Here is an 11,814-nt window from a genome sequence, read left to right as displayed (position 1 = left end):
ATGAGCAAGCACACCCTGTCGGTCCTCGTCGAGAACAAGCCCGGCGTCCTCGCCCGCATCGCGGCGCTGTTCTCCCGGCGCGGGTTCAACATCGACTCCCTCGCGGTGGGCCCGACCGAGCACCCCGAGATCTCGCGCATGACGGTGGTGGTCGACGTCGACGCGCTCCCGCTCGAACAGGTCACCAAGCAGCTCAACAAGCTGATCGAGGTGCTCAAGGTCGTCGAGCTCGAGCCCACTGCCTCCGTCCAGCGCGAGATCCTGCTGGTCAAGGTCCGCACCGACATCCACAGCCGCAGCCACGTCCTCGAGACCGTGCAGCTGTTCCGCGCCAAGGTCGTCGACGTCGCCAGCGACACGTTGACGATCGAGGTGACCGGCAACCGCGACAAGCTGGCCGCCTTCCTCGAGGTCGTCGAGCCGTTCGGCGTCAAGGAGCTCGTCCAGTCCGGCATGGTCGCGATCGGCCGCGGCTCGCGCTCGATCACCGACCGGGCCCTGCGCAGCGCCTGAGCCCCCACGGCCGCGCAGGCGACTGCGCGACTTACCAACCCAGCACCACCCTTGAACCGCAACGCAAGCACACAACCGAAGGAGTTGGCCGACGTGGCCGAGATGTTCTACGACGACGACGCAGACCTGAGCGTGATCCAGGGCCGCAAGGTGGCCGTCATCGGCTACGGAAGCCAGGGCCACGCCCACGCGCTCAACCTGCGCGACTCCGGCGTCGACGTCCGAGTCGGGCTCGCCGAGGGGTCCAAGAGCCGCGCCAAGGCAGCGGCCGAGGGGCTCACGGTCACCTCGGTCGGTGACGCCGTGAAGGAGGCCGACCTCGTCGTCATCCTCACGCCCGACCAGGTGCAGCGCACCGTCTATGCCCAGGAGATCCAGCCCAACCTCAAGGAGGGCGCTGCGCTCCTCTTTGGGCACGGGTTCAACATCAGGTTCGACTACATCAAGCCCGAGGCGGGCTCGGACGTGCTGATGGTCGCCCCCAAGGGGCCCGGCCACCTCGTGCGCCGCGAGTACGTCGACGGCCGTGGCGTCCCCGTGCTCCTCGCTGTCGAGCAGGATGCGAGTGGCAGCGCCTGGGACCTCGCGAAGTCCTACGCGAAGGCCATCGGGGGCCTGCGTGCGGGTGGCATCAGGACGACCTTCACCGAGGAGACCGAGACCGACCTGTTCGGGGAGCAGTCGGTGCTCTGCGGCGGCGCCTCGCAGCTGGTGATGTACGGCTTCGAGACGCTGGTCGAGGCCGGGTACCAGCCCGAGGTCGCCTACTTCGAGTGCCTGCACGAGCTCAAGCTCATCGTCGACCTCATGGTCGAGGGCGGCATCGCCAAGCAGCGCTGGTCGGTGTCCGACACGGCCGAGTACGGCGACTACGTGTCCGGCCCGCGGGTCATCGACCCGAGCGTCAAGGAGAACATGCAGGCCGTCCTCGCCGACATCAAGAACGGCGCGTTCGCCAAGCGCTTCATCGATGACCAGGACGCCGGAGCGCCGGAGTTCAAGGCGTTGCGCGAGAAGGGGGCCCAGCACCCCATCGAGGCGACCGGCAAGGAGCTGCGCAAGCTCATGAGCTGGATCAAGGAGACCGACTCCGACTACGTCGAGGGCAGCGCCGCACGCTGACACCCGACCCAGGACGCCCCCCGCCGCACCGCGGCCGGGGGCGTCCCGTCGTGAGGGGCGCGCCTCGTGGTCAGGCAGCAGGGCGGCATCTCGTCGGCTCGCCGCCGGTGTGACCTGCGTGTCACATGTCGAGCCAGAGCATCCACATGGTGAGCGCCGCCGTATGCTGACCGCGGGCACAGCGTGGTGCCGGACCCCCATCAGTGACCCAGACAAGGACTCACAGTGAGCAAGCCGATCGTCCTCATCGCCGAGGAGCTCTCGCCGGCGACCATCGATGCCCTCGGGCCCGACTTCGAGATCCGCACCGTCGACGGTGCCTCCCGCGAGGCCCTGCTGCCGGCCCTCGCCGACGTCGACGCCGTGCTCATCCGCTCGGCCACCAAGATGGACGCCGAGGCCATCGCCGCCGCGAAGAACCTCAAGGTCATCGCCCGCGCCGGCGTCGGCCTCGACAACGTCGACGTGCCGGCTGCCACCCGGGCCGGAGTCATGGTCGTCAACGCCCCGACCTCCAACATCACCTCGGCGGCCGAGCTCGCCGTCGGGCTGCTGCTCGCGACGGCCCGCAACATCGCCCCGGCCAACGAGGCCCTCAAGGGCGGGGCCTGGAAGCGCAGCAAGTACGGCGGTGTCGAGCTGCTCGACAAGAAGGTCGGCGTCGTCGGCTTCGGTCGTATCGGTCAGCTCGTCGCCGAGCGGCTCAAGGGCTTCGGCGTCGAGATCCTCGCCTACGACCCCTACGTCTCGCCCCAGCGGGCCGGCCAGCTCGGAGCCCAGCTCGTCACGCTCGACGAGCTCCTGGAGCAGAGCGACTTCATCACGGTCCACCTGCCCAAGAGTCCCGAGACCCTCGGCCTCATCGGCAAGGACGCCCTGACCAAGGTCAAGCCCACCGTCCGCATCATCAACGCCGCCCGCGGTGGCATCGTCGACGAGGACGCGCTCGCCGAGGCGATCCGCGAGGGCCGGGTTGCTGGTGCCGGCATCGACGTGTTCGCGACCGAGCCGACCACCTCGAGCCCGTTGTTCGAGCACGAGTCGGTCGTCGTCACCCCGCACCTGGGCGCCTCCACCGAGGAGGCCCAGGAGAAGGCCGGCGTGGCCGTCGCGAAGTCCGTGCGCCTGGCCCTGGGCGGCGACCTCGTCCCCGACGCCGTCAACGTGTCCGGTGGTGCGGTGCCCGAGGAGGTCCGGCCGGGCATCGCCCTCGTCGAGAAGCTCGGCCGCATCTTCACCGCGCTCGCGGGGTCGGTGCCGGTGCAGCTCGATGTCGACGTCAAGGGTGAGATCACCGCGCACGACGTGTCGATCTGGAAGCTCGCCGCGCTCAAGGGCCTGTTCACCGACGTGACCGAGGACCCCGTGACCTACGTCAACGCGCCGCTGCTCGCCGAGCAGCGCGGCTGCGAGGTGCGGCTGCTGACCGACCCGGCCACCGAGGACTTCCGCAACGTCACCACCCTGCGCGGCACCCTCGCCGACGGCACGACCGTCTCGATCGCGGGCACGCTGACCGGCCCGCGGCTCATCGAGAAGATCGTGGGCGTCAACGGCTTCGACCTCGAGGTCCCGCTGGCCGACCACCTCGCGTTCTTCACCTACGTCGACCGCCCCGGGGTCATCGGCACCGTGGGCCAGCTGCTCGGCGACAGCAACATCAACATCGCGGGCATGCAGGTGGCCCGCAAGGAGCAGGGCGGCCAGGCGCTGGTCACCCTGACGGTCGACACCCGGATCCCGGCCGACGTGCTCGGCAAGATCGCCTCCGAGGTGGGCGCCGAGGTGCGCGTCGTCGACCTCGACGACTGACCCGGCCCCCTCACCACTGGTATGCCGGTGGGTCCCCTCCCCGGGGACCCACCGGCAGCTGTGTGTCCGGGTGGGTGTCGGAGTGACTCGTAGCAGGCAGGCCCTACTGGCGGACCTGAGTAGCCAGGCCGCCCTCTAGCGAGCAGCGTGATGCGCGCCACGTCCAGAGGCGTCTCAGGGAGTGGGAAACCGGTTTCGAATAGTTGGACGTCCACGTAATCTCGAAGCATGACGCGGCAGGTCGTGATTCTTATCCGCCGCGGCGAGTTCCGGTAGTCAGCCAACTCGCCGCGGAGATCCCGCGTGCATGGCTGACAGCGGCCCCCTGGAACCCAGGTGGGGCCCCCAGGAACCAACAGACCCCGACCCTGTTCTGTGACAGGGAGATTCGTGAAGGAAGTGGCGAGATGAGCGAAGAGGCCGAAAAGGCACGTCAGGCACTGCAGGAGTCGATGGACCTGCGCGAGCAGGGTCACTCCGACGACTGACGCACGCAGTCCCGGACGCCGCGACAGGCGTCCATGACGAACGGCCCCCGGCGACCCGCCGCGGGGCCGTTCGTCATGTGAGACATGGGTTTCGGATGGCAAGACGGTCTCTAGTCTGGGAGGCATGCCCTCTGACACGACCTCGACCGTCTCCGCGCCCGACACGGTGAACCTCGCCGTCATCGGTGGCGACGGGATCGGCCCCGAGGTGGTCGCCGAGGGGCTGAAGGTCCTGGAGGCCGTGACCGCAGGCAGCGGCACCAAGTTCCACACGACCGACTACGACCTCGGCGCGCGGCGCTGGCACACCACCGGCGAGACGCTGCCGCCCTCCGTGCTCGAGGAGCTGCGCGGGCACGACGCGATCCTGCTCGGAGCCATCGGCGACCCGACCGTGCCGAGCGGCGTCCTCGAGCGGGGCGTGCTGCTTCCGCTTCGCTTCGCGCTCGAGCAGTACGTCAACCTGCGGCCGGCCCGGCTGTACCCCGGGGTCCAGAGCCCCCTCGCCGTCGAGCGCGTCGCGCCGGACGGCATCGACTTCGTCGTCGTGCGCGAGGGCACCGAGGGTCCCTACGTCGGCAACGGCGGGGCGCTGCGCGTCGGCACCGCCCACGAGGTCGCCACCGAGGTCAGCGTCAACACGCGCTTCGGGGTCGAGCGGGTCGTCCGCGACGCCTTCGCCCGTGCGCAGGCCCGCCCCCGCCAGCACCTCACGCTGGTGCACAAGCACAACGTGCTCACCCACGCCGGCCACCTCTGGCGCCGCACCGTCGAGGAGGTGGGTGCCGAGTTCCCGGAGGTCACGACGGCATACCAGCACGTCGATGCGGCCACGATCTTCCTGGCGACGGACCCGGGACGCTTCGACGTGATCGTCACCGACAACCTGTTCGGCGACATCATCACGGACATCGCGGCGGCGATCGTGGGCGGCATCGGGCTGGCGGCCAGTGCCAACATCAACCCGGAGCGCACCGCCCCCAGCATGTTCGAGCCGGTCCACGGCTCGGCCCCCGACATCGCCGGTCAGGCCAAGGCCGACCCCACCGCGACGATCCTGTCGGTCGGCATGCTGCTCGAGCACCTCGGTCGCGGTGAGGAGGCCGCCCGTGTCGAGCGTGCGGTCGCCGCCGACCTCGCCGAGCGCGGCACGGCCGTACGCTCGACCCCCGAGGTCGGCGACGCCATCGCGAACCGCCTCTAGACCACTGGCTGCATCCGACGTCTCCTGCCCGGGTGGTACGCCGGGCAGGTAATCTCGGCAGGAGGAACCCCGCCCCCGACGAGGGGTGACCCACCAGGAGGACTCCATGAGCCAGACCACCGCCCCGCTGACCTTCGAGGTCACCCGCCGCAGCGACCCGCGGCCGGACGCGGAGCGCGAGGCCGTACTGGCCAACCCGGGGTTCGGCACCACGTTCACCGACCACATGGTCACGGCCGTGTGGCGCAAGGGTGAGGGCTGGGGCGACGGCAAGGTGTCGGCATACGGGCCGATCCAGCTGATGCCCTCGGCGGCGGTCCTGCACTATGCCCAGGAGATCTTCGAGGGCATGAAGGCGTACCGCCACGCGGACGGCTCGATCTGGACCTTCCGCCCCGAGGCCAACGCCCAGCGCATGATCCGCAGTGCCCGCCGGATGACCCTGCCCGAGCTGCCCGAGGAGGACTTCATCGCCTCCCTCCGGGCGCTCGTCGAGGTCGACCAGGCCTGGGTCCCGACCACCACCGACGGCGCCGAGAAGAGCCTCTACCTGCGGCCGTTCATGTACGCCTCCGAGGCGTTCCTCGGCGTCCGCCCCGCCAACGAGGTGACCTACTCGGTCATCGCCTCCCCGGCCGGCGCCTACTTCAGCGGCGGCATCAAGCCCGTGACGCTGTGGCTGTCCAACCACTACGCCCGGGCGGGCGAGGGTGGCACCGGCGCCGCGAAGTGCGGTGGCAACTACGCGTCCAGCCTCGCCGGCCAGCTCGAGGGCATCGAGAACGGCTGCGACCAGGCCGTGTTCCTCGACGCCTCGACGCACACCTACGTCGAGGAGCTCGGCGGCATGAACCTCTTCTTCGTCACCCGGGACAACCGCCTGATCACCCCCGAGCTCACCGGGTCGATCCTCGAGGGCGTCACGCGCTCGTCGGTGCTCGAGCTGGCCAAGGGGCTCGGCCTGCAGCCGGAGGAGCGGCGCATCCCGATCCAGGAGTGGAAGGACGGCGCGGCCAGCGGCGAGATCGTCGAGATCTTCGCGTGCGGCACGGCGGCGGCCGTCACCCCGGTCGGCGAGCTGCGCTGGGAGGGCGGCTMGGTCGACCACCGCGGCGGCGTCGACTACGGCGACGTCACCCGGGCGATCCGCGAGAAGCTCCTGGCCATCCAGTACGGCCGCGCCGAGGACACGCAGGGCTGGATGACCCGCCTGGTCTGAGTCGGCCGCTCAGGGCCGCCGACGTGGCGGCCCGGTCGCCGGGGTCGCCCCGTTCGCTCAGGTCCACGAGCCGACCTGAATGGTTTGCGTTCGGACCATTGACAGGTCCAGTCCGCTGGGTGAAGCATTCGCTCACCTTCGTTGCGTGGACTAGGAGCTTGCTGTGTCCGATGTGCGATCACTGTCCGACGACGAGCGCCGGCTGGCCGAGCTCGGCTACAAGCAGGAGCTCGACCGCTCCTGGTCCGGCTTCTCGAACTTCGCGATCTCGTTCTCCATCATCTCGATCCTGGCTGGGTGCTTCACCACGTTCGGGCAGGGCTTCAACAACGGCGGCCCCATCGCGATCTCGTGGGGCTGGCCGATCGTGTCCGCCTTCATCCTGCTCATCGGGTTCACGATGTCCGAGCTCGTCTCCGCCTACCCGACGTCGGGTGGCATCTACTGGTGGGCCAGCAAGATGGGCGGCGCCAGGGCTGGCTTCTTCACGGGCTGGCTCAACCTCATCGGGCTGATCGCCGTGACGGCCTCGGTCGCCTACGGGTGCGCGACGTTCCTCGACCTCACCCTGAGCACGTTCTCGTCGGGCTACGCCGACTCCTACTCGCTGTCTCGGGTGTTCTGGCTGTTCGTCGGCCTGCTGGTGCTCGCGTCGGTGCTCAACATCTTCAGCGGTCACCTGATGGCCATCATGAACAACGTGTCGGTCTGGTGGCACGTCGTCGGCGCCACCGTCGTGATCCTGATGCTCATCTTCATCCCCGACCACCACCAGAGCTTCAGCTACGTCTTCACCGAGCGGTTCAACAACTCCGGCTACAGCGGCGGCAGCAACAGCTCGCTGAAGTACTGGTTCCTCGTGCTGCCGTTCGGCCTGCTGCTCACCCAGTACACGATCACCGGGTTCGACGCCTCCGCGCACCTCTCGGAGGAGACGTCGTCGGCGTCGAAGGCCGCGGCCAGGGGCATCTGGCAGTCGATCTTCTACTCCGCCATCGGCGGCTGGATCCTGCTGCTGTGCTTCCTCTTCGCCGTGCCGAACGGTGAGGACGGCAAGCCCGACAACGCCGGCGTCGGTGGTGGTGGTGTGGCCTACATCTTCACCCACGCCATGGACAGCAAGTGGGCGGGCACCATCCTGCTGATCTCCGCGGTGGGGCAGTTCTTCTGCACGACCTCCTGCATGACCAGCGCCTCCCGCATGACGTTCGCGTTCAGCCGCGACGGCGCCATCCCGGGGTCGCGGCTCTGGTCGACCCTCTCCAGCAGCAAGGTGCCCGCCAACGCCGTGATGCTCGTCGCCGTGGTGGCCGCCCTCATCACGCTGCCCGCCCTCAAGGAGGTCAACATCGGGACGGCCGACAAGCCGCTGATCGTCCCGGTGGCCTTCTACGCGGTCGTCTCGGTGGCCGTGATCGGGCTCTACCTCGCGTTCCTCATCCCCATCTGGCTGCGCTGGCGGATGGGCGACGCCTTCCAGGCCGGCAGCTGGAACAACGGCGCGAAGTACAAGTGGATGAACATCATCGCCGTGCTCGAGATCGCGATCATCTCGGTCTACTTCATCCTGCCCTTCGTGCCCGCGGGTGTGCCGTTCACCGAAGGCTTCGACTGGAAGTTCGTCAACTACGCACCGATCCTCACCATCGGCTCGCTCATCGTGCTGTGGGTCTGGTGGCAGGTCTCGGCGCGTCACTGGTTCAAGGGACCGAAGCACACCATCGACCAGGCGGTCGTGGAGGCCTTCGGCGAGTGACGTCGGGCCTGACGCTCGACGAGGCGCTCGCCCGGCTGCCCCTGCTCGCCGGACCCCGCGAGGTCACCGTGCTGCCGGGCGGGCTCACCAACCACAACTACCGGGTCCGGACGGCGACGCACGACGTCGTCGTCCGGATCTCGCCGCCGGGCACGGAGCTGCTCGCCATCGACCGCGAACACGAGTGGCACAACAGCACCGTGGCCGCGTCCGCCGGTGTCGGGGCGCCGGTCGTCGACTACCTGCCGGGGGAGGGCGTCCTCGTCGTCGAGTTCCTCCCGGGGCGCACCTACGGGCCGGCCGACGTCGCGGCCAACCTTCCGCGCCTGGCCGCGGCTCTGCACCGGCTGCACGCCGCGTCACCGTTCGCCTCGCGCTTCGACATGTTCGAGGTCCAGCGCGGCTACCTGCGGATCGTCCGCGAGCGAGGGTATGCCGTGCCGCCGGGCTACGAGGCGCTGGCGCCGGTGGCCGCCCGCGTGGAGGCGGCCCTCGGCCGCCACCCCGAGACCTTGGTCCCGTGCCACAACGACCTGCTGGCCGCCAACATCCTCGACGACGGGGGCGACCTGCGCCTCATCGACTACGAGTACTCCGGGATGAACGAGGCGTCCTTCGAGCTGGGCAACCTCGTCGCCGAGTCGCAGCTCGACCACGACCACCTGGTCACCCTGGTGGAGGCCTACCACGGCCGGGTCACGGCAGGGCTGGTGGCCCGCGCCGAGCTCTGGGGACTGGCCGGTCGCTATGCGTGGACGCTCTGGGGAGCCATCCAGCACGGGGTGTCGGACGTCGCCCACGACTTCTGGGACTTCGCCGTCGAGCGGTTCGAGCTGGCTGCTCCACTGCTGACCAGCGCGCGCCTGGCCGGGCTCCTCGACGACGCGGCGGGGGAGGAGCAGTGACCACCCTGCCCCAGCGGGCTCGCGTCGTCGTCATCGGTGGCGGGGTGATCGGCTGCAGCGTGGCCTACCACCTCACCACGCTGGGCTGGACCGACGTGCTGGTCTTGGAACAGGGGACGCTGTCCTGCGGCACGACCTGGCACGCAGCCGGTCTCGTGGGGCAGCTGCGGGCGAGCGAGGCCGGCACCCGGCTGGTCCAGTACTCCACCGAGCTCTACTCGCGGCTGGAGGAGGAGACCGGCCTGACCACCGGCTACCGCGTGTGCGGCGGGCTCACCGTCGCACGGACGCCCGAGCGGATGGTGCAGCTGCGGCGCACCGTCGGCAGCGCCGCGGCATACGACCTCGAGTGCGAGCTGCTCACCCCCGGGCAGGCGCAGGACCGCTTCCCCCTCATCCAGGTCGACGACGTCCTGGGGGCGATCTGGCTCCCTGGCGACGGGCGGGCCAACCCCACCGACCTCACCCAGTCGCTGGCCAAGGGCGCCCGCATGGGCGGCGCCACCATCGTCGAGCGGGTTCGCGTCACGGGAGTGACCACGCGACAGGGCAGAGCCGCGGGCGTGTCCACCGACGCCGGCGACGTCGAGGCCGACGTCGTGGTCAACTGCGCCGGTCAGTGGGCCAAGGCCGTCGGCGCGCTCGCGGGGGTCACCGTGCCGTTGCACTCGGCCGAGCACTTCTACGTCGTGACCGACCAGATCGAGGGAGTGCACCGCGACCTGCCGATCCTGCGCGACCCGGACGGCTACACCTATGTCAAGGAGGAGGTCGGCGGCCTGCTCGTGGGCGGGTTCGAGCCGGTGGCGAAGCCGTGGGTGGCGCCGGACCAGATCCCGTACCCGTTCGAGTTCGCGCTGCTCGACGAGGACTGGGAGCACTTCGAGATCCTCATGGACAGTGCGGTACACCGGATCCCGGCGCTGGCCGAGACGGGGATCCGCAAGTTCTACAACGGTCCCGAGAGCTTCACGCCGGACAACCAGTTCCTGCTCGGCGAGGCCCCCGAACTGCCGGGCTTCTTCGTCGCGGCCGGGTTCAACTCGGTGGGCATCGCCTCGGCGGGCGGCGCCGGTCGCGCGCTCGCGGAGTGGGTCGTCGAGGGCGGGCCGACCTCGGACCTGATCGGCGTGGACCTGCGGCGGTTCTCGCCCCTGTCCGGCAACACCACGTGGCTGCGCCAGCGCGTGGGGGAGGTGCTGGGACTGCACTACGCAGTGCCGTGGCCCAACCGGGAGCTCGAGTCGGCCCGCCCGCTGCGCCGGTCCCCGGTGCACGACCTCCTCGTCGACCAGGGCGCCTGCCTCGGCAGCCGCAACAGCTGGGAGCGCGCCAACGTCTTCGCGCCACCGGGGACGACGCCGACCCTCGGCTACTCGTGGGAACGGCCGACCTGGGTGGACTGGTCGGTCGCCGAGCAGCTGGCCACGCGCAGCGCGGTGGCGGTGTTCGACCAGACCTCCTTCTCCAAGTACGTCGTGACAGGCCCCGACGCCGTGCGGGCGTTGCAATGGCTCTGCACCGCCGACGTGGACGTCCCCGTCGGTCGCGCGGTCTACACCGCGATGCTCAACCGCCGCGGCACCTACGAGGCCGACCTCACCGTCACGAGGACCACCGAGACCGAGTTCCTCGTCGTCAGCAGTGCCGCGACCACGGTGCGCGACCTCGACTGGATCCGCCGGCACCTCCCCGAGGACGCCCGCGCCGGCGTCGTCGACGTGACCGGTGCGTATGCCGTGTTCGGCGTGATGGGGCCGCGCTCGCGCGACCTGCTGCAGGCCCTGTCACCGGACCGATTCGACGACGCCTCCTTCCCGTTCGGCACCAGCCGCGAGGTGGTCGTCGGCACCGCCGTCGTGCGCGCCACCCGGATCACCTACGTGGGCGAGCTCGGCTGGGAGCTGTACGTCCCGGTGGAGCTCGCCAGGGCTGTCTACGAGGACCTCGTCAGGGCGGGCGAGCCGCTCGGCGTCGTCCCGGCCGGTTACTACACGATCGAGTCCATGCGGCTGGAGAAGGGCTACCGCGCGTTCGCCCGCGAGCTCACGACGGAGACCGGCCCCGTCGCGGCCGGGCTGACGTTCGCCTGCAAGCTGCGCGGYGACGTCGACTTCCTCGGTCGTGGGGCAGTGGAGGCCTCGCGTGAGGCCCCACCCGCGCGACGGGTGGTCTCCCTGGTCGTCGGCGACCCCACGGCATACCTCTGGGGTGGCGAGCTGGTGCTGCGCGACGGCGAGCCCGCCGGCCAGGTCACCAGTGCGGCCTGGGGGGCCTCGGTGGGGGCGTCGGTGGGTCTCGCGCTGGTCGGTGACCGGCGCTCGGGCACGGCGACGACGGACTGGCTGCGCAGCGGTTCGTGGACCGTGGACCTGGCCGGCGAGCGCTGGCCGGTCGAGGTCTCGCTGCGGCCGCCGTTCGACCCCGACGGGACCAGGCTCGGTCGCGGGACGGGTGGCTAAATGGTTCTATCTCAGACCATTGACGTGGTTGGGCAGGAGGTATTGGATCGGACGGTGACCCCCGCCCAGCCGAGGATGTCGTTGCCCCACGTCGTCCTGCGACCTGCGTCGGGCAATGCCTTCGAGGTGACCGTCGAGCAGCTGGCGACGGCCATCAGGCTGGGGGTGTTCACCGACGGCGAGCAGCTGCCCCCGGAGCGTGAGCTCGCCGACCGGCTGGGTGTCAGCCGCAGCACGCTGCGCGACGCGATCGCCGCGCTGCGCGACTCGGGCCTGGTGACCACGCGTCGTGGGCGCGGTGGTGGCAGCGTCGTGACCTACGCGGGGCTGGAG

9 protein-coding genes are annotated in these 11,814 nt (G+C 70.1%); all 9 read left to right on the top strand.

All coding sequences use genetic code 11. The features are described 5' to 3' along the window. A complete protein-coding gene (gene ilvN, locus AC1DV7_RS08470; RefSeq protein WP_477596498.1) occupies positions 1 to 513 on the top strand; it encodes an acetolactate synthase small subunit in 513 nt (170 codons plus the stop codon). Positions 514 to 606: 93 nt separating this feature from the next. Next, positions 607 to 1,635: a ketol-acid reductoisomerase gene (ilvC, locus tag AC1DV7_RS08465; protein ID WP_477596496.1), complete on the top strand. Its 1,029-nt coding sequence runs from the start codon at positions 607 to 609 to the stop codon at positions 1,633 to 1,635. A 225-nt stretch (positions 1,636 to 1,860) separates the two neighbouring features. Beyond that, positions 1,861 to 3,447 (top strand): phosphoglycerate dehydrogenase, encoded by a 1,587-nt coding sequence (gene serA / locus AC1DV7_RS08460; protein ID WP_477596494.1) that lies wholly within the window; start codon positions 1,861 to 1,863, stop codon positions 3,445 to 3,447. A gap of 612 nt (positions 3,448 to 4,059) precedes the next feature. Continuing rightward, positions 4,060 to 5,139 carry a 3-isopropylmalate dehydrogenase gene (locus AC1DV7_RS08455; RefSeq protein ID WP_477596492.1) on the top strand — a complete coding sequence of 360 codons (1,080 nt, stop codon included), beginning with the start codon at positions 4,060 to 4,062 and terminating at the stop codon, positions 5,137 to 5,139. A 106-nt stretch (positions 5,140 to 5,245) separates the two neighbouring features. After that, complete coding sequence (locus AC1DV7_RS08450) at positions 5,246 to 6,358, top strand: branched-chain amino acid aminotransferase (RefSeq protein WP_477596491.1); 1,113 nt, start codon at positions 5,246 to 5,248, stop codon at positions 6,356 to 6,358. Positions 6,359 to 6,521: 163 nt separating this feature from the next. Then, positions 6,522 to 8,114 (top strand): amino acid permease, encoded by a 1,593-nt coding sequence (locus tag AC1DV7_RS08445; RefSeq protein ID WP_477596489.1) that lies wholly within the window; start codon positions 6,522 to 6,524, stop codon positions 8,112 to 8,114. Beyond that, positions 8,111 to 9,019 (top strand): choline/ethanolamine kinase family protein, encoded by a 909-nt coding sequence (locus AC1DV7_RS08440; RefSeq protein WP_477596487.1) that lies wholly within the window; start codon positions 8,111 to 8,113, stop codon positions 9,017 to 9,019. The genes AC1DV7_RS08445 and AC1DV7_RS08440 overlap by 4 nt, the downstream gene beginning before the upstream one ends. Continuing rightward, a complete protein-coding gene (locus tag AC1DV7_RS08435) occupies positions 9,016 to 11,481 on the top strand; it encodes a GcvT family protein (protein ID WP_477596485.1) in 2,466 nt (821 codons plus the stop codon). The genes AC1DV7_RS08440 and AC1DV7_RS08435 overlap by 4 nt, the downstream gene beginning before the upstream one ends. 75 nt (positions 11,482 to 11,556) lie before the next feature. Beyond that, positions 11,557 to 11,814 (top strand): FadR/GntR family transcriptional regulator (locus tag AC1DV7_RS08430; protein ID WP_477596632.1); only part of this gene is annotated, 258 nt, incomplete at its 3' end.

Source organism: Pedococcus sp. P2_E4 (genome assembly GCF_056403935.1).
The sequence above is the reverse complement of the archived record's forward strand: the minus strand, read 5'-3'. Positions and strand labels throughout refer to the sequence as shown.

Bases quoted from the DNA above. Each gene is read 5' to 3' on its own strand.
- ilvN (WP_477596498.1), top strand. From the start codon at position 1: ATGAGCAAGCACACCCTGTCGGTCCTCGTCGAGAACAAGCCCGGCGTC.
- AC1DV7_RS08455 (WP_477596492.1), top strand. From the start codon at position 4,060: ATGCCCTCTGACACGACCTCGACCGTCTCCGCGCCCGACACGGTGAAC.